This window comes from Candidatus Pelagibacter ubique HTCC1062, assembly GCF_000012345.1.
Classification (GTDB): Bacteria; Pseudomonadota; Alphaproteobacteria; order Pelagibacterales; family Pelagibacteraceae; genus Pelagibacter; species Pelagibacter ubiqueversans.
Genome location: NC_007205.1, coordinates 1204893 through 1226047, shown reverse-complemented (window position 1 = coordinate 1226047; position 21155 = coordinate 1204893). Strand labels below are relative to the sequence as shown.

Here is a 21155-nt window from a genome sequence, read left to right as displayed (position 1 = left end):
TTTAGGTTTTAAAGTTGAAAAAATTATCATTTAGTGGAATAAAAAATTTCATTTTTTGGTTTAATCATAATTTTTTTTATAATAGGGTTTAAAAATACTTTTTAACTAATAGGGAGAGTTAATGAAAAAAGAAAAAAAAATAATAACAAGTAAGAGGCGATCGTTTATTAAGAAAGCTGGCTTGTTAACTTTTGGTGTAGCAGGAGCAAGTGTTGTTAAAGCACCTTACGCTTATTCTGCATCAAACCCAATTAAATGGAGGCTTCAAACATATTCTGGAGCTCCGCTTGGTGCACATGTTATCAAACCACAAATTGAAGCATTTAATAAAGCTGCTTATGGTGAAATGGAAATTGAACTGTATTATGCGGATCAATTAGTTCCTACCGATGAACTATTCAGAGCCATGCAAGCAGGAACTCTAGATGCCGTACAAAGTGATGATGCTACAATGGGATCACCAGTTGATATCTCAGTGTTTGGTGGATATTTTCCATTTGCAACTAGATACAGCTTAGACGTTCCAGCTTTATTTAAATATTATGGTTTAAATGAAATTTGGGATGAAGCTTATAGTGAGGTTGAAGGTGTTAAATGGTTGAGCACAAGTGCTTGGGATCCATGTCATCTTTTCACTGTAAACAAAAAAGTTACTTCTTTAGCAGATATGAAGGGCCTAAGAGTTTTTGGTGTTCCTACTGCTGGAAAATTCTTGGCGCAATACGGTCTAATACCAGTTACGGTTCCTTGGGATGATGTGGAAGTTGCTATGCAAACCGGAGAACTAGATGGTGTTGCTTGGTGCGGGTTTACTGAGGCATATGAAGTGGGTTGGGCTGATATCTGCAAGTATGCATTAACTAACTCTGTTACAGGAGCATGGTTTGGATCTTACTTTGCTAATCAAAAAGCTTGGGACAAATTAAGTCCAAAACTTCAAGCACTTTACAGAATGTCTATTAATGACTCTCATTATTATAGACAAGTTTGGTATTGGGGTGGAGAAGCTGATCTTCGTGTTAATGGGAAAAAAATGGAACTAACAAGTCTTCCTGATAATGAATGGGCTAAAGTCGTAAACGACTCTAAAGCATTCTGGGATGAGACTTCAAGTATTAGTCCAAGAGCTAAAAAAGTTGTGGATGCATTTAAGTTGTATGCAAACACAATGGAAAAAGCTGGATACCCTTACAGATAATTAATATTTTTTAGGCGCCTCAAGAAAGAGGCGCCTAAAGTTAATAACTACGGCTTAGCCGTAAGACCCCCATCAACAATCAATTCAGTTCCAGTAATATAATCTGCTTGATCACTTAATAGGAATAAAGAAGCATTTGAAATATCTTCGGGTTTACCTACTTTATTTAAAGGAATAAATTTTTCTAAATTTTTCTTTGTATTAGGATTTTTTTTCCATCTAATCTGCATACCCGTATCTATTGGCCCAGGTAAGATTATATTTGATCTAATTTTGTTAGATGCAAATTGAATGGCAAAGGACTTTGAAAGTCTAATCATTGCTGCTTTTGAAGCACCATAAGCGTCTTGAGGTTTGTCATCACCAGATAATGCATCAATGGAAGATATATGCACCATTGAACCAAATTTATTTTTAATCATTTTAGGTACAATAATTTTTGAAAGATACATCATAGATTTTAAATTTATTTCAAAAACTTTATCCCATACATTAGAATCTATATTTACTGCTGAGACATCTTTATCAAACCAAAGAACACCAGTTGTATTAACTAGGTAGTCTAATCTTTTGTGTTTTTTATAAAAATTATCGATATATACTTTCAATTTATTAAAATTAGTTACATCAACTTTTTTAAATTCACATTTTTTATTATTATCTAAAAATTCTTTACTAGGACTTTTTAAATCTAACATTAAAACTGAAATATTGTTTTGAGATAGTTTTTTTGACATCTCTAAACCCATACCACCACTTGCACCAGTGATTACAGCAGTTTTACCTTTAAAATTTAATTTCATTTTATTGTTCTTTTCTTAAGTGAAAGCTTTTTGGTGAAGTTAATTTTTCATAAGCCACCTCAGATAGCGAACAACCTTTTCCGGTTTCATTAACACCAGTCCATGATAATGCAGGATCTAGATAATCACATCTATTCATATAAAACGTGCCTGTATTAATTTGATTGCCAATTTTTTGAGCAACATCAAGATCTTTTGTCCAAACTGAAGCTGTTAATCCATAAGGACTATCATTCATTAATTTAATTGCTTCATTATCATCTTTAACCTTCATAATCCCAACACAGGGTCCAAAAGTTTCTTCAGTCATAAAAGCCATGTCATGGTTCACGTTTGTTAAAACCTGAGGAATTAAATAATTTTTATGTTCTTTTGGAAAGTTAAATTTACTTTCATCAATCATTTTTTTTGCACCTTTATCAATTGCAGAGTTTATTTGTTGTAAAATAAAATCAGCAGCTGATAGTTTAACCACAGGACCTAAGTTGGTTTCTTTTTCTAATGGATTTCCAAGTTTGTAATTATAAGTTTTTGAAACAAACAATTCTAAAAAATTATTATAAATTTTTTCATCAACATAAATTCTTTCTATTCCACAACATGATTGACCTGAGTTAAAAAAAGATCCATCAACCAAATTTTCAACTGTTTTTTCTAAGTCACAATCATATCTGGCATAAGCTGGATCTTTACCACCCAATTCTAAAGTCATATCAATAAATTTATTCTGAGTTGCTCTTTGAACATCGTAACCTGCTTTTACTGATCCAGTGAATGAGACAAAATTAATTCGCTTATCAGAAACAATTTTTAAACTATCTTCATGGTTTAAATGTAAATAATTAAAAATATCCTTAGGCAGAATTTTTTTAGCTGATTGGTAAAGTTGCTCAGAACATAAAGGGGTTTGAGCAGAATGTTTTAAAATAACAGAATTACCTGCTGCCATAGCTGGTATTATAGAGTTTACTGCAACGAGGTATGGATAGTTCCATGGCGCTATTACAAAAACTACACCAAGAGCTTTTCTTTTTATATAACTTTTAAAATTATCATCTTTTGCTACATCAATATTTGATAATTTCTTTTCTGCAATAGATAGCATGTAATCGGCTCTTTCTTTAAAGCCCTTTAATTCACCAGCCGCTTGAGAAATAGGTCTACCAATTTGTCTACTTAGTTCTTCACAAATCAGATCGCTTCTTGATAAAAAATCTTCAACAAAACTTGTTAATAGTTTTACTCTTTCTTTAATATCTAGATCGGCCCACATTTTTTGAGCTTTCATTGAGCCATTAATAGTTTCTTCTATTTTAGCTCCATCATAATTTCTTTCGATATAAAGGGTATTATCAATAGGTGTAATAGTTTTTTGCATAAATATTTCGGTTAAAATTATTTTAGAAAGTGATATACATCAACCAACTTTATAAAACACTAAAACATAATATGCAAAAATACAACTGGAATTATCCTACTACAATGTGGGTAGGTGAAAATAGAATTAATGATGTTGCTTCAGCATGTAAAAATTTAAACATTAAAAAGCCACTGCTTGTTACTGATAATGGATTAGCTCAATCAGTTATTGTTAAAAACACTTTATCGATTTTAAAAGAGGGTGGAATTATTGCAGCATTATATTCAAATGTTGTTGGTAACCCAACTGGCACGAATGTTAATGAAGGTGCTGATTATTATAAAAAAAACAATTGTGATGGTGTTATTGCGTTTGGAGGTGGTAGTGGTTTAGATGTTGGTAAAGCAGTTGCTTTTATGTCAGGTCAAAATCTACCTATTTGGGATTTCGAAGATGTTGGAGATAATTGGACTAAAGCAAACTCTGATAAGATTGCTCCCATTATTGCAGTACCTACTACTGCGGGCACTGGTTCTGAAACTGGCAGAGCATCAGTAATATTAAATGAAGAAACAGGCGTGAAAAATATTATTTTTCATCCAAAATTTTTACCATCAATAGTTATTTTAGATCCAATTTTAACAGTTGGATTACCAGCAAAAATGACTGCAGCAACTGGAATGGATGCACTAGCACATAATTTAGAAGCCTATTGTGCACCAGGCTATCATCCGATGGCAGATGGAATTGCTTTAGAAGGAATGAGATTAATTGATAAGTGGCTATTAGAAGCTGTTAGCAATGGATCTAATATTGAAGCAAGAATGAATATGTTAACAGCAGCTAGTATGGGCTCAACTGCATTTCAAAAAGGACTAGGAGCAATTCATTCTCTAAGTCACCCTGTCAATGCATTAAATAATATTCATCACGGTTTATCTAATGCAATATTTATGCCTTACGTGTTAACTTTCAACAAAGATGTAATTGAAAATAAGATAATTAAAATTTGTGACTATTTAGAACTTAAAGACAGATCTTTTGATGGTTTTGTTAACTGGGTTTTAGATTTAAGAAAAAAACTTGATATGCCTCATAAATTATCAGAAGTGATTGATGAAAAAGATTTTGATATTGATAGATTATCAAAAATGGCTTTAGCAGACCCATCTACTGGAGGAAATCCAAAAAAATTAACTGAGGATGATATGAGGATAATGTACCAGAACAGTATGACAGGTGAATTGTTTAAATGAGTGATTTAAATATTTTAATTGTTGAAGGAAATATTAGAGAAGATAGTGAGTTTTTTATTAAAGCAGCTGGAGCTTCTGCAGCAGATAATTTAAAAAATTTAATCTTAAAAATAGAACCATCTGCAATTACTGAAATTATAAATCCTGGTAATGATGATGAGACTACGAATGCTCTAAAAGACATGAGTAAATATAATGGTATTGTCTTTACGGGTGGTGCAATGCGAATAAATGATATGACGGATGTGATTAAGAAACATATTAATTTTGCATCAAATTGTTTTACTCAAAAAAAGAAGATTTTAGCTATTTGTTGGGGATTACAAGTTTGTTCTACAGCAGCTGGAGGCAAGGTAAACCCTGGTAAAAATGGTGCTCACATTGGAATTGCATCAGATGTAATTATTAATAATGAAGGTGAGAAGCATTTTATTTACAAAGATAAGAAAAAAATTTTTACATCACCAGCATTTAATTTTGATGAAGTAAGTGAATTACCGGAAAATGCTATTCTTCTATCAAGTGATAAAGTTAACAATGTAATGGGTGTTAGTTTTAGAGCGGGAAACTCTGAAATTATTGGCTTACAGTATCATCCTGATTATGAGTACTTTCAGATGCTTAAACTTATTGAAGGTCGTAAAGAACGACTATTTGTAAATAAAAATTTTTTAAATGAAGAAGAGTATGAAAGTCATATCTCATACATAAAATCTCAAAACGAACTATTAGATTTTAATGACAGAACATGTGAAGTTAGAAACTGGCTTAATTATCTGCGTAACTAGTTTCTAAAATAGACCTTCAATTTCACCATCTTTATTTAGCTTAATTGAATCTGCCGCTGGAACTCTTGGTAACCCAGGCATTGTCATAACGGCTCCACATATAACAACAATAAACTCTGCACCAGAAGAAAGTTTAATCTCCCTAATTGGTAAAGAGTGTCCTGTTGGTGCACCTTTTAAGCTTGGATCTGTTGAGAAGCTGTATTGAGTTTTTGCAATACAAATTGGAAAGTCACCATATCCAGCATCTTCAAAGCTTTTTAATTGATCTCTTATTTTAGTATCTGCAATAACCTCATCTGCTCTATAAATTTCTTTTGCAATTGTTTCTATTTTTTTAAATAGAGGAGTTTTACTTTCATATAAGAATTTGAATTTATCCTCATTTTTCTCACATAATTCAGCAACATGACTTGCAAGTTCTTTTGTACCTTCGCCACCATTTGCCCAATGAGTACAAAGACTTGCTTTAACTCCAATAGTGTCACAAAATTCTATCAAAGCTTTTACTTCATTCTCTGTATCTTTAATAAAATGATTAACAGCTACTGCAACTGGCAAACCAAATTTTTTTACATTTTCTACATGTCTTTGAAGGTTAACTAGACCTTTTTTTAAGGCTTCTACATTTTCTGTTTTAAGATCATCTTTTGCTACACCACCATGCATTTTTAATGCTCTAATAGTTGCAACAATTACAACACAGCTAGGTTTTAAATCTGATTTTCTACATTTAATATCAAGGAATTTTTCTGCACCAAGGTCTGCGCCAAATCCTGCTTCTGTCACAACATAGTCAGCAAGTTTTAGTCCAGTCTTTGTTGCAATTACAGAATTACAGCCATGAGCAATGTTAGCAAAAGGGCCACCATGAATAATTGCAGGATTATTTTCTAAAGTTTGAGTAACGTTAGGTCGAATTGCATCTTTTAATAATACTGTCATTGGACCTTGTGCTTTTAAATCTTTAGCATAAACAGGTTTTTTATCTCTAGTATAAGCAATTGTAATATTTCCTATTCTCTTTTCTAAATCTTCTAAATCATTTGATAAGCAAAAGATTGCCATGATTTCAGATGCAACAGTAATATCAAAACCATCTTCTCTTGGAAAACCATTTGCAACTCCACCTAAGTTTATATTTATAGATCTTAAAGAACGATCGTTCATATCCATTACTCTTTTCCAGACAATTCTTCTAACATCGATATCTAGTTTATTTCCCCAATAGATATGATTATCAATTAAGGCTGACAACAAATTATGAGCTGATGTTATTGCATGAAAATCTCCAGTAAAATGTAAATTAATTTGTTCCATTGGAACTACTTGAGCATAACCGCCACCTGCTGCTCCACCTTTCATTCCAAAAGAGGGACCAAGGCTTGGCTCTCTTAAACAAACAATAGATTTTTTTCCAATTTTGTTTAATCCATCATTTAAACCAACTGAAGTTGTGGTTTTTCCTTCACCAGCTGGTGTAGGAGTGATTGCTGTCACTAATACAAGTTTTCCATTTGGTTTATCTTTTAAAGTATCTAAATATTCTAAATTAATCTTTGCTATGTGTCTTCCCATTGGACTAAAAGCTGAGCTTTCATCAGGCACATTTATCTTGGCTAAAATATCATTTATAGGTTGCATTTTAGCTTCTCTAGCTATTTGAATGTCTGACTTAACTTCGCTCATTTTAAACTCCTATAAAATTAATTTTTAATGCCCAATTGATATCTTATTTTAAATTTTTGGAAACTTCTAAAAAATATATATAAAAAAAATAAGAACTATTTATATTCCTTTGTATAAAATTATTTTATGCAAAAATATTCTATATTTAATTTGATCAAAAATGCCTTCTCTGGTCATCAAAATTGGGATTTGGCCTGGAAAGATCCAACTCCTAAAAAAGAATATGATGTGGTTATAATTGGTGGAGGTGGTCACGGCCTAGCAACTGCTTATTATTTAGCTAAAGAGCACAATATTACAAACGTTGCTATCATTGAAAAAGGTTGGATCGGGGGTGGAAATGTTGGAAGAAATACCACAATCATTAGATCAAACTACATGCATGACGATAATGCATTGTTCAGTGAGTTTGGAATGGATTTGTGGAGAAAGATGAGCCAGGATTTAAACTACAATGTAATGTTTTCTCCAAGAGGAATTATTAACCTTGCTCACTCAGATGCCCAGATGAATGTTTTCGCAAGGAGAGGAAACTCAATGCGATTAAATGGTATCGATGCAGTTTTATTAAATAGAGAAGAGGTAAAAGAAATTATTCCAATGGCTGACTTTTCAGACAATGTAAGGTTTCCTATATTTGGTGGACTGATGCAACCAAGCGCTGGAACAGCAAGGCATGATGCTGTTGCATGGGGTTATGCACGTCAAGCAGATTCAATGGGTGTAGATATTATTCAAAATTGTGAAGTAACAGGTTTTGATGTTGTAGGTGGAAAAATTCAAGGAGTTAGAACTTCACGAGGAGATATTAAAGTTAAAAAAATTGGACTGTGTGTTGCAGGTAGTACAAATATTTTAGCAGAGAAATTAAATATGACAGTACCAATTGAAACACATCTTTTACAAGCTTGTGTTTCAGAACCAGTTAAACCTGTTTTAGATAAAGTTGTAACTTTTGGTGCAGGACACTTTTATATTAGTCAGTCGGATAAAGGTGAGATGGTAATGGGAGGAGATTTGGATGGCTATAATAGCTATGCGCAAAGAGGAAACCTTCCAACCCTTCAACATGTTTTAACTGAAGGAATTGCGATGATGCCTTTTCTTAGCAAACTAAAAATGCTTCGAACTTGGGGTGGGATAATGGATATGTCTATGGACGGCTCACCTATAATAGATAAAACTCATATTGAAGGATTATATTTAAATTGTGGATGGTGTTATGGTGGATTTAAAGCAACACCAGCATCAGGATGGACATTTGCACATACAATTGCACAAGATAGAGTTCACAAATTAAATGCTGGATATAGTTTAAATAGATTTCACACAGGTCACTTATTAGATGAAAAAGGACTTGGAACTAAAACGTGGATTTCATAAATGCTTCATATTAAATGTCCTCACTGTGGGATGAGATCTCAAAATGAATTTTCATACGGTGGTGATGCAACCGTTAAAAGACCAGAACTTAATAAAGAAGTTTCAGATCAAGATTGGGATAATTTTGTTTATAATAGAAAAAGTTTAAGAGGAAAACACAAAGAGCTATGGCAACATATATCAGGATGCAGACAGTGGATTAAAATAGAAAGAGACACTGCAACTCACGAAATATTTAAAACCGTTAAAGCTAGCGAAGATATTTAATATGACACAAAATTATAGATTAGATAATGTTGGATTAATAAATAGAGATAAAAAAATCTCATTTAAGTTTAATGGAGTAACTTACTTTGGTTACGAGGGAGATACCTTAGCTTCAGCATTACTTGCTAATGGAGTTCATTTAATAGGAAGAAGCTTTAAATATCATAGACCCAGAGGTTTTTTTGGTGCAGGTGTAGATGAGCCATATGCAATTGTTCAATTATACAGAAATAATGAAACTGAACCGAATGTAAAAGCTACAGAACAAGAGCTCTTTGAAGGTTTGGAAGCAACAAGTGTAAATTGTTGGCCAAGTGTTAATTTTGATATTGGTGCTATCAACAATTTGTTAAAAATATTTCTTCCAGCAGGATTTTATTACAAAACGTTTATGTGGCCAAAAAGTTTTTGGTACAAAGTTTATGAGCCATTTATAAGAAAAGCAGCAGGACTTGGGGTTGCATCAATTGAGCATGACAAGGAAAGATATGAACATAAATATGAGTATTGTGATTTGTTAATTGCAGGTTCAGGACCCTCTGGCTTAGCAAGTGCATATGCTGCTGCTAAAAATGGAGCAAGAGTAATTTTAGCAGAAGACAAGCCTAGATTTGGTGGAACTTTATTAACTAGCGAGGTTAATATTGGAAATCAAACAGGAAAAGAATGGGCAGAAAATATTATTTCTGAACTTAAAGAAATGCCTAATGTTATTGTTAAAAATAGATCTCAAGTATTTGGTTACTATGATCACAATATGTTAGTCATGTCAGAAAAATTAAGTGATCACTTACCTAAAACTAAAAAATACAATCCAAAACAAAGACTTTGGTATATTAGAGCAAAAGAAGTTTTAATTTCATCAGGATCAATTGAAAGACCTTTAGTATTTGGAAATAATGATACACCAGGTGTGATGCTGTCTTCTGCAGCAAAAGAATATTTAAAAGTTTATGGAGTGTTAGTTGGTAAAAAACCTTTAATATTTACCAATAATGATAGCGGATATGAAACGGCTATAGAGTTTAAAATAAATGGTGTTGATCCAATTATTTTAGATACAAGAAAAGAACCAAAGTCAGAAATTATAGATGAAGCAAAAAAACTAGATATTGAAATTAAATTTTCTTACGTAGTAGTTGCTGCAAAAGGGTATAAAAAAGTTAAATCAGCTGAAGTTGCAAAAATTTCAGATGATAAAAATGAACTAGGAACTTTAGAAAATATCAATTGTGATTGCATTTGTGTTTCAGGTTTTTGGACACCAACAATACATTTAGCTTCTCAATCAGGAAATAAAACTACTTTTAATAAGGATATAGATGCATTTGTACCTGGATTATCAAAACAAAATGAAACAACTTTAGGTGCAGCAAATGGAACTTTTACATTAGAAGAAACTTTAAAAAGTTCATTTGAAACTGGATATGAACTTTCAAAAAAAATTACTAATAATGATAACAAAACATCATCGCCAACAGTTATGGAAAAAAAATCTACCACACATGATAAATTTTGGTGTGTGCCTTTGCCTAAAGGAAAAACATATAAAAGATTTTTAGATTTTCAAAACGATGTAGCTGTTTCAGATGTAGAAATTGCACTAAAAGAAGGATATCGATCCATAGAACATGTAAAAAGATATACGACACTAGGAATGGCCACAGACCAAGGAAAAACAAGTAATCTCAACGGTTTGCAGCTAGTTTCAAACATTGAAAATAAAATAGTGCCAGAAGTAGGTCATACAACTTTTAGACCTCCGTATACACCAGTTACAATTGGTGCAATTGTTGGAAGAGAAGTTGGTAAACATTCAAAACCAACAAGAAAATCACCAATGCACACTTGGCATGAAAAAAATAATGCTGTGTTTGTGGACGCAGGTGTTTGGTTGAGACCAAGATATTATAAAATTGGAGAAGAAACTTTATTTGAAGGTTCAAAAAGAGAAGCTAAAAATGTTAGAACAAATGTAGGTGTTTGTGACGTAACTACTTTAGGTAAAATTGACATTAAAGGACCTGATGCAGCAGAGCTACTAAATAGAGTTTACACTAATGCTTGGTTAAAACTGCCAGTTGGTAAAGCAAGGTATGGTGTAATGTTAAGAGAAGATGGAATTGTTATGGATGATGGAACAACAACGAGAATTTCTGAAAACCATTATCATATGACAACAACAACAGCACAAGCAGCAAATGTTTTATCTCATCTTGAATATTATCTACAACTTGTATGGCCAGAACTAAATGTAAATGTGGTTTCAACTACAGAGCAATGGGCAGGAGCTGCAATTGCTGGGCCAAAATCTAGAGATTTATTACAAAAATTATTTCCAAATATTGATGCTTCAAATGAAGGGTTACCTTTTATGGGATATTTAGAAGCTGATTTATTTGGAGTTCACGCACGAATTTTTAGAATCTCATTTTCAGGAGAGCTTGCTTATGAGGTTAATGTCGAATCTGACAATGGAAATTTTATGTGGGAGAAGATAATGGAAGTAGGACAAGAATTTAAAATTCAACCTTACGGCACTGAAGCATTATCAACTCTAAGAATTGAAATGGGTCACATTGCAGGATCAGAACTTGATGGCAGAACCATTCCTTATGATAACTCTTTAGAAGGACTTGTTAGTAAAAAGAAAGATTTTATAGGAAAGCGTTCATTAGAAAGAGAAGCATTTATAGCTGAAGATAGACAAAAAGTAGTAGGGGTTGTTCCAATTGATAAGAAAACAAGTATCCCAGAAGGGTCTCATTTAGTTAAAGATGCAATGGCTCCAACACCAAACCCTAAATTAGGATATATTTCTGCATCTTGTTGGAGTGTTGAATACGATAATCCATTTTCACTAGCAATTCTTAAGGATGGAAAAAATATGATAGGGCAAAAACTATTTGCAATGTCACCTTTAAAAAATAAAACAATACCAGTTGAGATTGTTTCATCCCATTATGTTGATCCAAAAGGTGAAAGAGTAAGATCATGAGTTCAATTTCTGCTTTAAAGAATATTCATATCAAAGGTTTGTTTGGTGATCATGAAGGAAAAAATGATAAAGAACTGTTAAAAATAAGCGAATTAAGCGATTATCTAATCATTCAAATTGTTAAGTATAATAGTTCAGCAATAACTATTGAAAATATTAAGTTAGATGATTTGAACTTAAAAAATGAAACTCTAAATATAAGCTGTAACACCAATACAAGAATTTTATGGAATGGACCAAATAACTGGCTTTTAGTTTCTTCAAAAAAAGAAATTTTAAAAGAAATTAACGAAAAATTACCAGAAACAGATTTTGCCATAACAAATATATCTCATAGCAGAGCGATAATTCAAATAGAGGGAAAAAATACAAAAGAGATATTAAAAAAAGGATGCCCTTTTAATTTTAATGAATTGAAAAAAGATACTTGTTTAAATTCAATTTATAACGGAATGTCAGTTACAATTGATATGCTAGATGACAATCCAGATAAAGTTAGAATATTTACATTAAGAAGTTTTGGAGAATCTTTTTATCATTCAATTACTGATGCTTGCTTAGAATTTGGTTATAAAGGAATTTAAAAATTTATTGCTTTCTTGTTGCAATATAAACACCAAAAGTTGCCACAGCAAAACCAACTAAATCTAGATTATTCAATTTTTCATTCAAAAATATCCAAGCCATTATTGCGGTAGTAGGGGGTATTAAAAAAAATATAGAAACAGTTTTACTTGCTGAGTTGTTCTTAATTAAAAACATTAAGATTGTAAAAGCTCCAAAAGATACAAGGAATATCTGATGACTCATTGCTATTAAGAATGTGGATGTAAAATTAATATAAGGTTCACTAAAAATTAAAATAATTATTATATGAAAAGAACAGCCACCTATTGCTTGATACATATTACTGACAGATAAAGGTAAATTATTACTTATTTTTTTTTGCCATAAAGTAGAAGTTGTGATCGCCAGAAGAGCCACAAAAGAAGCTATCACTCCAAAAATAGGAAGGCTTGATCCAATATCAAAACCTAAAACTAAAGCTGCACCAATAAATCCAAGGATCACTCCAATCCATTGTTTAAAAGTAACTTTTTCACCTAAAAATTTTCCTGCTAAAGCATTGGTTAAAATTGGCTGTAAGGTTACAATTAATGCAGCAATACCGGTGGGCATTCCGATTGAAACTGAATAAAAAACACCTCCTAAATAAACACCATGAAAAAGTACCCCACTAAAAAGTGATTGTAGAAGGTTTCTTGAATTTGTTAAAATTTTTTGTTTTATATAAATTGAATAAATATAGAAACCAAAAGCTACCACAAAAAATCTAAATGCTAATGCTGCGAAGGGATCACTGTTATCTATTATTGGTTTTGTTGTCACAAAAGCGGAGGACCATAAAACAATAAAAATGAATGGAAAAATTTTAACCATACCAAGGTTATAGGCTATATTTTATACCAATATTAGAGATTAATATCCAAAATGAACACTTTCTCTCTTGAGTTGTGCTTTTAAATACTTAGGATTAAGTGGGAGTATAATGATTTTAAAAAAGATATTTGCTGGATTATTTTTGCTATTTTTTCTTAATGGTTGTGTGCAAAGTGCAGCCTTATTAGGACCTGCTTATACATTAGCTAGTTCTGGTAATATCTATCAAGCTGGCCTTTCATATGGTTCTAATCAAGCAGTTAAAGAAATTACCGGTAAGTCTCCTACTGAAAATATTAAAAGCTTTGTAGATGATAAAAAATTAAAAGTTGAAGAAGAAGAAAGTCAAGAAGAGTTTTTTGCTTTAGTAAAAAGTAGAATAGAAAAAACAAGTAAAATTATTCAATTAGCTAATCAGTAATACCCAATAATAGCTGCTCTGATTGCCCAGTTTCTTTACACCACAGTTCATAACTTTCACACATACGCCATAAAAATTGTTGTGCTCTATTTGATGCTTCGATGAGAGTATTGTTTTCAGTCTCGTAAAGTTTAGGAATTTTAATTAAATTTTTAATAGTCATATCTTTTTGAATTTCTAAAAGTTTAATGGTTTCATCTGGTATTTTATTTCCAGTATCTTTGTCTAGATACTCATTTTTTTTTAATTCACCAAACCATTCGTCATGTAATGCACCAGTGCTTAATTTTATAAATTCATTAGTTTCCATGAATTTATTAATAGCTTGTTTTACATCAAGCTCCGGATCTTTATTCTTTTCAATAGAAACGTAGGAGTAAATAATTTCAGCCATATATATAACATATGGTTTTTTGACTTTTATATTCATTATCTATTTTTTATATTTTGCCATACAGGAGTTGGCTAATATTAAATTAGGATCAAGGTACAATTTTGAAACTTTAGCATTTTGTAAAGATTTATATGCAAAAATTGCAATAGGTATCTCAGTGCAGCCAAGTATTATTTTTTTACATTTTTGTTTGATTAAATATTTAATTGCAGGCTTAATAGTTTTTTCTGCTAGTTTTATATTGCCCATTTTTACATGTTTGATTGTTTTGTTTACTGAACTTGTTTGTAAATTACTTAAAGGTTTAATCAATACATAATCCTTTTTAAAAATTTTATCATAAATCTCAGTTTTTAAAGTTCCCTCTGTTGCAAGAAGTCCAATTTTAGAATTTTTTTTACAACTTTTTTTTGTTTGTATAAAAACTTCTTTAGGCATGTTAATGATCGGTATCTTGATTTTTTTCCTTAAATCTTCATACCAATAGTGTGCAGTGTTACAGGGTATAACAATAAATTTGCACCCACTTTTTTCTAATGATTTACATCCATCTAACAAACTTTTTAAAACTCTATTATATTTTTTTGTATTTTTTGAGTTTCTTGGAATTGTAGATAATGATTTAGTTTGAACACCAATAGATTCTGGTCTTCCAGGAATATTTGATTTGTTATAAAGCATGAATAAAGGGTATTCTTGATCACTTTTTCCTCTATTTAACATTGCGAGTTTATTGCAAAAATCAAGTCCCGCTTGAGTTCCCATTCCGCCTAAAATTCCAATCATAAATATATATTTTCTATTAAATTTATTTAATAATTCCTTAAAGAGGTTTGTTGATACCTCTCATAAAAACTAAAATTAAGCAACCATCTTTAGTAAAGGATGAGTGTGTAGAGCCTGGTTCAAAAGTAACAAAATCACCTTTTTTAAAAACTTTATTATCTGGATCAGTTAATTCACCTTCTAACATCAAAAATTCCTCAAAGCCTGTATGCACATGGGGCAAACTTTTAGCATTTGGTTCCATCTTTAAAAGATAAGTTCCATTACCACCATTTTCTTTATTATAGCTAATTTTATGCCAACTCATTCCAGGCACAACAACCCCATAATTATCAAATGGAGTGAATTCAACATCATAAAGGTCAGTTATTTTTCTATTTGTCATACTTGTTAGTTACTTATTATTAAATTGTTATATTCGATGATTATTAATAAAATATAAATATGCAAGATATATTTATTGAAGATATGGGAAGTGGCACTCCACTAGTGTTAGTGCATGGTTTTTTAGGATCATCTGAGATGTGGACTTTGCAAACTGACTTTTTTAAAAAGAATTTTAGAGTTTTGGCACCAGCATTACCCGGTTTTGGAAAAAGTAATAAAGTTAACTCATATAATTCAATTGAAGGTATGGCTAAATCTATATTGACAAGTTTAGAAAAAAAGAAAATAGAACGTTTTTATTTATTAGGTCACTCAATGGGTGGCATGATCGTGCAAGAAATGGCAAAGTTAGCAGGTGAAAAAATATTAAAATTAATTTGTTATGGTACAGGACCAAGAGGAAATATACCTGGCAGATTTGAAACCATAGATGTTTCTAGAGACAAACTAAAAATTAATGGACTGGATAACACAGCTTATAGAATTGCAAAAACATGGTTCATTGAAGAGGATAAATCTAAATATTTTTATTTATGTGAAGAAGCGGGTAAACAAACTTCTTTAGAGGCGGCGGACAATGCTCTTGTTGCTATGAAAAATTGGAGTGGTATTGAAAATTTAAAAAATATTAAGAATGAAACTTTGATAATTTGGGGAGATCAAGACAAAGCCTATAACTTCAACCAAGTAGAAACTTTAAAAGAAAATATTATAAATAGTGAACTTAGAATAGTTAATGGCTGCTCTCACAATGTCCATTTAGAGAAGCCAGATGAATTTAATACAATAGTGAGTGAATTTCTTAAAAAAAACTGATTGGTATTGGCTGAAATATTTAGCTAAATAATTAAAAAATTAATTTAATTAAAAAATCGCAGCCAATAGAAAGTGTGAATATTATGCAGTTTTTAAATTTACCGCTGAAGGACCTTTTGGACCATCTTCAACTTCAAAAGTCAAAGCTTGACCTTCATCTAAACCGTTCATACCAGCATCTCTAACAGCTGAAACGTGAACGAATACATCTTTTTCTTTATCTTCTCTTTCAATAAAACCAAAACCTTTAGTTGGATTGAACCATTTTACTTTTCCTTGTAGACTCATATTTATCTTCTTACTTTTTATTGTGTTACTTTTATTACTTATAATTAAGTAATTCACGCTTTGTTTAGATTTATTGAGGTTTTGTCAACTAAATTTAAAAGAATAAATAATTAAAGACTTATTTGTTGCTTATTAGCATGGTCATATAAATAGAGTTGATATCTTTTTTATAATGAGAGAAGGGCTCGCAGGGCTTAAAACCACACTTACTAAATAGTTTTCTGGCATTTAAAAAGAACTCACCAGCACCTGTTTCTAAACTCAATCTTTTAATATTAAGTTTTTTTGCCTCATTAATTAGATGATTTATGACTTTTGTACCATTTCCTTTACCTCTAAAGTTGTCACTAACTCTTATAGATTTAAACTCACCATGTTCTTTATCTAGGAATTTTAATGCACCACTACCCATTAGGTCATTTTCTTCCCACAGGCTCCAAAATTTAATAGTTGGATCTTTTAATCCAGCTATATCAAGTACGTGAGCACTACCTTCAGGTGACACAGATCTTAACTCAATGAAATGCTTTATAAGTAGCTCATGAACTTCTGGATTATCAAAATTTCCTTCGATTGATTTTAGCATATGAGTAATATCTACTTAAGAAGAGTTGTTAGGTGCCCCATTTTTCTTTTTGGTTTAATTTCTTTTTTAAGATAATCAAAGAAAAATTCATTTTCATTGTGTTCTTTATTTCTGTAATTAGTAATTTGATCTCCAATTATATTTGTCATCATTGCATTGGATATTTTTTTAAGAGGTATTTGCTCTAGTTTACAAACTGCTCTTACATGATTTTCAAATTGACTTACATTATACGCATTAATTGTTAGATGCCCTGAGTTATGAACTCTTGGTGCAATTTCATTTACATAAAGGTTATCATTCCTGTCAATGAAAAACTCAACACACAAAGTTCCAACATATTTTAATTCTTCTGCAATTGTTGTAGCCCATAGTTTTGATTGTTCTAATATTTTATCACTAATCTCTGCTGGAATTTTAGAATTTCTTAAGATTTGATCTTCATGTTCATTTTCAATGGGTTCATAAATTTCATATTTTTGAATACCAAACCTAGTAATGATTATTGAAATTTCTTTTTTTAATTTTACTAATTTTTCTAAAATATAACCTTTTGAATAATCAACATCAATTGAGTCTAAATTTTCTAAACTGTTAATAGGGTGTTGACCTTTGCCATCATATCCTAATGTAGTAGTTTTGAGTATACCAGGTAATAAATCTTCAACAGAATCTATTTCAGATTTTTTTTCAATAGATACATATCTTGTAGTTCTTATATTTAGATTATTGATAAAATCTTTTTCTGCTAATCTATGCTGAATTATTCTATTTACAGAAGGTTTTGGTAAAACAGGTTTTATTTTATTAATTTCATTTAATGTTTCATAGGGAATATTTTCAAATTCATAAGTTACAACATCAACTTTACTCAAAAACTCATTAATCTTGTTTTTATCATTATATTCACCTTGTACAAAATCATTAGAAAAATTTTGGGCAGGAGCATCAATATCATTGCAAAAAATAACTGTTTTAATTTCAAGTTTATTTGCAGCAATAGCAAGCATACTACCTAACTGACCTCCCCCTATAATTCCAAGAATTGGTTTAGACATATTTTACAACTATTTGGGTTTTTTTTTAACAGATTTGCTTTGATTTAAACGAAACTGATTTAATTTTCTCTTAACAGTTAAATCACTAAGACCAATAATAGATGCAGCTAATAAGGCAGCATTAATTGCACCATCTTCTCCAATTGCTAATGTTCCAACAGGTATTCCTTTTGGCATTTGTGCAATGGATAGAAGACTATCAAGACCTTTCAGCTTTTTACTTTCAATTGGAACACCTAGTACCGGTAGAGAAGTAAGGGCTGAAATCATTCCTGGTAAATGTGCAGATCCACCAGCTCCAGCAATAATTACTGCAATACCATTTTTTTCAGCATTAATAGCAAATTCATACATTCTTTTAGGGGTTCTATGAGCTGATATTATTTTTGTTTCAAATTTTATGTTTAATTTTTTAAGAATATTTTGACAAAATGTCATGGTTTTGTAGTCAGATTGACTACCCATAACAATTGATACTTTGTTTAATTTATTTTTAGCCATTTGTTGTAATTTTATTCTAACGTAAATTGTTATTTCAAATTAAGCCTAAAATTTCAATAAAATTAATAGAATTTATCTATCTTATTGGTATTCTTTAAAACAAAGAAGATCACAATGAATTTTAAAATTGATAATTTACAATATTGTAACTGGTCTAGAGAAATTTTTCAGATCAATAAACAAGCAGGACTGGATGCAATCCATGTAACTATTGTTTACCACGAAGATTTTGATGAGCTAAAAACGGTATTAAAAAATTGGGAAAATCACTTTTCAGAAAATTCCGACTTAATTTTTCACGGTAAAAGTTTTAAAGATATTGAAAAAGCTAAATCTGAAAATAAAACTGCAGTTTTTTTTGGTTTTCAAAATTGTTCACCTATAGAAGATGATATTGGATTGGTTGAAAAAGTTTATGATTTAGGATGTAGGTTTATGCAGCTTACTTATAATAATCAGTCCTTACTAGCGACGGGATGTTATGAAGCAATAGATAGTGGGGTTACTAATTTTGGTAAAGAGGTAATTAAAGAGATGAATAGATTAGGTCTTGTAATAGACATGTCTCATTCAGCAGAAAAAAGTACAATTGATGCAATTGAGATAAGTGAAAAACCAATTGCAATAACTCATGCAAATCCATCATTTTGGCACCCAGCTAAGAGAAACAAATCAAACGAACTATTAAAAATTTTATCCAAACACAAAGGAATGTTGGGTCTATCTTTATATCCTCATCATTTAAAAGATGGAACAGATTGTTCTTTGGAAAGCTTTTGTGAAATGACAGCTAAGACTGCTGAGATTATGGGAGTTGAAAAAATTGGAATAGGTTCAGATCTTTGTTTAAACCAACCAGATACTATTGTTGAGTGGATGAGAAATGGTACTTGGACTAAAAGCAAAAATTATGGAGAAGGGTCTAAAAACAAACCTGGTTTTCCAAAACAACCTGATTGGTTTTTAGATGCAAGAGGATTTGAAAACTTAGAGATAGGACTTAAAAAAGTTGGTTTTTCAGAAAGTGAAGTAAATGGAATTCTTGGAAACAACTGGTACAATTTTTACAAAGAAATGAATCAATGAATATTTCTTTAAGAGATCCCAATGTAGTAATGAAGCTATCAAGACTTGGATCTTTTCATCAATCTAAACTTTCATTTTTAAGAAGTTTTTTAAAAGAGTTTAAGGATTGGAATTACAAAAGAGATTTATTTGAATTAAACGAACATGGCTATGGTACTGCAGTTTATTCATTTAAGAAAAAAAATAGAGTGTATTCATTAATTTGTTTTGCAAATGAATTAGATGATAATGAAAGATCAGATAGAGTTATAGCTACCAAATGGGATGCAGCCTTCACACTTTTTGATGGTGTTCCAAAAAAACAAGATATTGAAAGATTAAAAAACGAAGTACCCAAACAAGAATTTGGCAGACTTTCTTATAAAGAATTAACTCTTTCAAGAGCTAATAAATCAGTAAGAGTTTTCAATCATGTGGTTGAATGTTTAAGCGAAGGTAAGCAGCCTGATAATGATTTGTTAACTAGTGTTGGTTATTTATATAGAACCACAGCAGTTTATGGGTCAGGTAAATTTGGCTTAGCAGACAGATTTAGAATTAAAGACCGAGAAGAAATATATGGTCCATTTAGATTGGAAATGATGTTGGTTTATCTGGTAAGACAATTTACTTTTGATCAAGTTAATCACGTTGCAAAAAGTAAGAATCCAAAAAAAGCTGTAAATCTTGATATAAATATTTGTAAAGGTTTAGGAATAGGAAATTCTACAGGTCTTGGAATGGCGCCATTTATTGTTAATCATCCAACTCTTTTAAATAACTGGATTTCAGCAAGAGAAATTTCTTTAAAAAAAATAAGAGAGATAAAAACAATATCAGAGAAAGATAAAAACTTATTTTTAGAATGTTTAAAAAAATCAATAAAGAATATCACTTCTTGGAATACTGAAAGTGAATATCAAATAAATAAGATTAAATCTTTATTGAAAGATCTTAATGAATTTATTGTCTATCTAGATAATGAATTTAATTTTGAGCAAGATTATGCCTTTAACGAATTATATCTGTATTTAGAAAAAAAATATTGTGAAGAATGCATTGAATATGTCGTCTCAATGATGATGGAACCTTATGATGATATAACGTCTCCATTAATTAAAGAAATGAGCTCTGAAGAAGAAAAATATTTCAATATTCCAACTGAGCGAACGGTAGAAGACTTAAAGCTAATTTTAGAAAAAAAATATCCAGATATCTTAACAATAGATTTTACCAAAGATGAAAATAATTTAAATTTTTGGTTTATCTCAAAAAATAAAGAGGAACCAAGACTAGCAAATAGATTTGATGAAGTGGGTGCTGAGTTAGAGCAACCCTTAGCAATTGCAAGAGATATTAAAAAACTTTATGAATCGTTAACGGTTGCTAAAAATAGTTGGACTATTGCTAAATTTTTATCAACCAATAATGAGTTAAGACACGTTGTAAGAAGAGCATTTATAGTAGAGAAATTTCCTTATTCTGAAATACAAGACAATACTATTGGCCAAGAAATAATGCCTATTGATATGTTGAGACTAAAATTATCTTTTTTTGGAGCATTAAAATTTGATCCACGTTCTGATAAGTGGCTAAGAATATGTATGTTTCAAGGAGCACCCCTACCAGAGCAATTAAAAAACTATGATGAACATTGGGTTTATAATTAAT

General features: G+C 30.8%; 22 protein-coding genes. 11 read left to right on the top strand and 11 right to left on the bottom strand.

Features of this window, described 5'->3' with window-relative positions; translation table 11 throughout:
• Positions 1-121 precede the first annotated feature (121 nt).
• Positions 122-1198 (top strand): C4-dicarboxylate ABC transporter, encoded by a 1077-nt coding sequence (locus tag SAR11_RS06460; RefSeq protein ID WP_011282284.1) that lies wholly within the window; start codon positions 122-124, stop codon positions 1196-1198.
• A gap of 47 nt (positions 1199-1245) precedes the next feature.
• Here SAR11_RS06460 and SAR11_RS06455 read toward each other — a convergent pair whose 3' ends face one another.
• Positions 1246-2001 carry an SDR family NAD(P)-dependent oxidoreductase gene (locus SAR11_RS06455; RefSeq protein ID WP_011282283.1) on the bottom strand — a complete coding sequence of 252 codons (756 nt, stop codon included), beginning with the start codon at positions 1999-2001 and terminating at the stop codon, positions 1246-1248.
• 1 nt (position 2002) lies between these two features.
• Positions 2003-3379, bottom strand: coding sequence for an aldehyde dehydrogenase family protein (locus tag SAR11_RS06450; RefSeq protein ID WP_011282282.1), 1377 nt, complete (start codon positions 3377-3379; stop codon positions 2003-2005).
• Between the two features lie 71 nt (positions 3380-3450).
• Here SAR11_RS06450 and SAR11_RS06445 point away from each other — a divergent pair, with 71 nt between their 5' ends.
• Together SAR11_RS06445 and SAR11_RS06440 are read left to right on the top strand one after the other, a co-directional pair.
• Positions 3451-4617 (top strand): iron-containing alcohol dehydrogenase, encoded by a 1167-nt coding sequence (locus SAR11_RS06445; RefSeq protein WP_011282281.1) that lies wholly within the window; start codon positions 3451-3453, stop codon positions 4615-4617.
• Positions 4614-5405: a type 1 glutamine amidotransferase gene (locus SAR11_RS06440; RefSeq protein WP_011282280.1), complete on the top strand. Its 792-nt coding sequence runs from the start codon at positions 4614-4616 to the stop codon at positions 5403-5405. The genes SAR11_RS06445 and SAR11_RS06440 overlap by 4 nt, the downstream gene beginning before the upstream one ends.
• Before the next feature lie 3 nt (positions 5406-5408).
• Here SAR11_RS06440 and SAR11_RS06435 read toward each other — a convergent pair whose 3' ends face one another.
• Complete coding sequence (locus tag SAR11_RS06435; RefSeq protein ID WP_011282279.1) at positions 5409-7094, bottom strand: formate--tetrahydrofolate ligase; 1686 nt, start codon at positions 7092-7094, stop codon at positions 5409-5411.
• 126 nt (positions 7095-7220) lie between these two features.
• On the opposite strand from SAR11_RS06435, the gene SAR11_RS06430 reads away from it, so the two are divergent.
• From SAR11_RS06430 to SAR11_RS06415, 4 genes are read left to right on the top strand one after another with little or no spacing between them, the layout of a single operon-like run.
• A complete protein-coding gene (locus tag SAR11_RS06430; RefSeq protein ID WP_011282278.1) occupies positions 7221-8477 on the top strand; it encodes a sarcosine oxidase subunit beta family protein in 1257 nt (418 codons plus the stop codon).
• Positions 8478-8744 carry a sarcosine oxidase subunit delta gene (locus tag SAR11_RS06425; RefSeq protein ID WP_011282277.1) on the top strand — a complete coding sequence of 89 codons (267 nt, stop codon included), beginning with the start codon at positions 8478-8480 and terminating at the stop codon, positions 8742-8744.
• A gap of 1 nt (position 8745) precedes the next feature.
• The gene (locus SAR11_RS06420) at positions 8746-11742 is read left to right on the top strand and encodes a sarcosine oxidase subunit alpha family protein (protein WP_011282276.1); all 2997 of its coding nucleotides are present in this window, start codon (positions 8746-8748) and stop codon (positions 11740-11742) included.
• Complete coding sequence (locus SAR11_RS06415) at positions 11739-12326, top strand: sarcosine oxidase subunit gamma family protein (protein WP_011282275.1); 588 nt, start codon at positions 11739-11741, stop codon at positions 12324-12326. The genes SAR11_RS06420 and SAR11_RS06415 overlap by 4 nt, the downstream gene beginning before the upstream one ends.
• A gap of 4 nt (positions 12327-12330) precedes the next feature.
• On the opposite strand, the gene SAR11_RS06410 is transcribed toward SAR11_RS06415, so the two are convergent.
• Positions 12331-13182 carry a DMT family transporter gene (locus SAR11_RS06410; RefSeq protein ID WP_011282274.1) on the bottom strand — a complete coding sequence of 284 codons (852 nt, stop codon included), beginning with the start codon at positions 13180-13182 and terminating at the stop codon, positions 12331-12333.
• Between the two features lie 109 nt (positions 13183-13291).
• Here SAR11_RS06410 and SAR11_RS06405 point away from each other — a divergent pair, with 109 nt between their 5' ends.
• Positions 13292-13603 carry a hypothetical protein gene (locus SAR11_RS06405; protein ID WP_011282273.1) on the top strand — a complete coding sequence of 104 codons (312 nt, stop codon included), beginning with the start codon at positions 13292-13294 and terminating at the stop codon, positions 13601-13603.
• Here SAR11_RS06405 and SAR11_RS06400 read toward each other — a convergent pair.
• The 3 genes from SAR11_RS06400 to SAR11_RS06390 are packed head-to-tail and all read right to left on the bottom strand — an operon-like array spanning position 13593 to position 15168.
• Positions 13593-14033, bottom strand: a complete 441-nt coding sequence (locus SAR11_RS06400; RefSeq protein WP_006998004.1) for a hypothetical protein — start codon at positions 14031-14033, stop codon at positions 13593-13595. The genes SAR11_RS06405 and SAR11_RS06400 overlap by 11 nt on opposite strands.
• Positions 14034-14036: 3 nt before the next feature.
• Positions 14037-14783, bottom strand: a complete 747-nt coding sequence (locus SAR11_RS06395; RefSeq protein WP_011282272.1) for an aspartate/glutamate racemase family protein — start codon at positions 14781-14783, stop codon at positions 14037-14039.
• Between the two features lie 37 nt (positions 14784-14820).
• On the bottom strand, positions 14821-15168 hold the full coding sequence (locus SAR11_RS06390) for a cupin domain-containing protein (protein WP_006998006.1): 348 nt from the start codon (positions 15166-15168) through the stop codon (positions 14821-14823).
• A gap of 59 nt (positions 15169-15227) precedes the next feature.
• On the opposite strand from SAR11_RS06390, the gene SAR11_RS06385 reads away from it, so the two are divergent.
• Complete coding sequence (locus SAR11_RS06385) at positions 15228-15986, top strand: alpha/beta fold hydrolase (RefSeq protein WP_041185800.1); 759 nt, start codon at positions 15228-15230, stop codon at positions 15984-15986.
• Between the two features lie 81 nt (positions 15987-16067).
• On the opposite strand, the gene SAR11_RS06380 is transcribed toward SAR11_RS06385, so the two are convergent.
• From SAR11_RS06380 to purE, 4 genes are all read right to left on the bottom strand, one after another.
• Positions 16068-16274: a cold-shock protein gene (locus tag SAR11_RS06380; protein ID WP_006998008.1), complete on the bottom strand. Its 207-nt coding sequence runs from the start codon at positions 16272-16274 to the stop codon at positions 16068-16070.
• A gap of 118 nt (positions 16275-16392) precedes the next feature.
• Positions 16393-16860 (bottom strand): GNAT family N-acetyltransferase, encoded by a 468-nt coding sequence (locus SAR11_RS06375; protein WP_011282269.1) that lies wholly within the window; start codon positions 16858-16860, stop codon positions 16393-16395.
• An 11-nt stretch (positions 16861-16871) separates the two neighbouring features.
• Entirely contained in the window at positions 16872-17918 is a 1047-nt protein-coding gene (locus tag SAR11_RS06370) for a 5-(carboxyamino)imidazole ribonucleotide synthase (protein WP_006998010.1), read from the bottom strand.
• Positions 17919-17927: 9 nt separating this feature from the next.
• Positions 17928-18419 (bottom strand): 5-(carboxyamino)imidazole ribonucleotide mutase, encoded by a 492-nt coding sequence (gene purE, locus SAR11_RS06365; protein WP_006998011.1) that lies wholly within the window; start codon positions 18417-18419, stop codon positions 17928-17930.
• Positions 18420-18533: 114 nt separating this feature from the next.
• Between purE and SAR11_RS06360 the strand changes: the two genes are divergently transcribed.
• The gene (locus SAR11_RS06360; RefSeq protein ID WP_011282268.1) at positions 18534-19505 is read left to right on the top strand and encodes a membrane dipeptidase; all 972 of its coding nucleotides are present in this window, start codon (positions 18534-18536) and stop codon (positions 19503-19505) included.
• Entirely contained in the window at positions 19502-21154 is a 1653-nt protein-coding gene (locus SAR11_RS06355; protein ID WP_011282267.1) for a hypothetical protein, read from the top strand. The genes SAR11_RS06360 and SAR11_RS06355 overlap by 4 nt, the downstream gene beginning before the upstream one ends.
• Position 21155 lies beyond the last annotated feature (1 nt).

What these genes read in the sequence shown, in the direction of transcription:
- SAR11_RS06375 (WP_011282269.1), bottom strand. Translation starts at nt 16,860, where the DNA reads ATGCTAAAATCAATCGAAGGAAATTTTGATAATCCAGAAGTTCATGAG.
- purE (WP_006998011.1), bottom strand. Translation starts at nt 18,419, where the DNA reads ATGGCTAAAAATAAATTAAACAAAGTATCAATTGTTATGGGTAGTCAA.
- SAR11_RS06450 (WP_011282282.1), bottom strand. Translation starts at nt 3,379, where the DNA reads ATGCAAAAAACTATTACACCTATTGATAATACCCTTTATATCGAAAGA.
- SAR11_RS06425 (WP_011282277.1), top strand. Translation starts at nt 8,478, where the DNA reads ATGCTTCATATTAAATGTCCTCACTGTGGGATGAGATCTCAAAATGAA.
- SAR11_RS06400 (WP_006998004.1), bottom strand. Translation starts at nt 14,033, where the DNA reads ATGAATATAAAAGTCAAAAAACCATATGTTATATATATGGCTGAAATT.
- SAR11_RS06430 (WP_011282278.1), top strand. Translation starts at nt 7,221, where the DNA reads ATGCAAAAATATTCTATATTTAATTTGATCAAAAATGCCTTCTCTGGT.
- SAR11_RS06390 (WP_006998006.1), bottom strand. Translation starts at nt 15,168, where the DNA reads ATGACAAATAGAAAAATAACTGACCTTTATGATGTTGAATTCACTCCA.
- SAR11_RS06410 (WP_011282274.1), bottom strand. Translation starts at nt 13,182, where the DNA reads ATGGTTAAAATTTTTCCATTCATTTTTATTGTTTTATGGTCCTCCGCT.
- SAR11_RS06440 (WP_011282280.1), top strand. Translation starts at nt 4,614, where the DNA reads ATGAGTGATTTAAATATTTTAATTGTTGAAGGAAATATTAGAGAAGAT.
- SAR11_RS06420 (WP_011282276.1), top strand. Translation starts at nt 8,746, where the DNA reads ATGACACAAAATTATAGATTAGATAATGTTGGATTAATAAATAGAGAT.
- SAR11_RS06370 (WP_006998010.1), bottom strand. Translation starts at nt 17,918, where the DNA reads ATGTCTAAACCAATTCTTGGAATTATAGGGGGAGGTCAGTTAGGTAGT.
- SAR11_RS06445 (WP_011282281.1), top strand. Translation starts at nt 3,451, where the DNA reads ATGCAAAAATACAACTGGAATTATCCTACTACAATGTGGGTAGGTGAA.
- SAR11_RS06460 (WP_011282284.1), top strand. Translation starts at nt 122, where the DNA reads ATGAAAAAAGAAAAAAAAATAATAACAAGTAAGAGGCGATCGTTTATT.
- SAR11_RS06455 (WP_011282283.1), bottom strand. Translation starts at nt 2,001, where the DNA reads ATGAAATTAAATTTTAAAGGTAAAACTGCTGTAATCACTGGTGCAAGT.
- SAR11_RS06380 (WP_006998008.1), bottom strand. Translation starts at nt 16,274, where the DNA reads ATGAGTCTACAAGGAAAAGTAAAATGGTTCAATCCAACTAAAGGTTTT.
- SAR11_RS06355 (WP_011282267.1), top strand. Translation starts at nt 19,502, where the DNA reads ATGAATATTTCTTTAAGAGATCCCAATGTAGTAATGAAGCTATCAAGA.
- SAR11_RS06415 (WP_011282275.1), top strand. Translation starts at nt 11,739, where the DNA reads ATGAGTTCAATTTCTGCTTTAAAGAATATTCATATCAAAGGTTTGTTT.
- SAR11_RS06385 (WP_041185800.1), top strand. Translation starts at nt 15,228, where the DNA reads ATGCAAGATATATTTATTGAAGATATGGGAAGTGGCACTCCACTAGTG.
- SAR11_RS06360 (WP_011282268.1), top strand. Translation starts at nt 18,534, where the DNA reads ATGAATTTTAAAATTGATAATTTACAATATTGTAACTGGTCTAGAGAA.
- SAR11_RS06405 (WP_011282273.1), top strand. Translation starts at nt 13,292, where the DNA reads ATGATTTTAAAAAAGATATTTGCTGGATTATTTTTGCTATTTTTTCTT.
- SAR11_RS06395 (WP_011282272.1), bottom strand. Translation starts at nt 14,783, where the DNA reads ATGATTGGAATTTTAGGCGGAATGGGAACTCAAGCGGGACTTGATTTT.
- SAR11_RS06435 (WP_011282279.1), bottom strand. Translation starts at nt 7,094, where the DNA reads ATGAGCGAAGTTAAGTCAGACATTCAAATAGCTAGAGAAGCTAAAATG.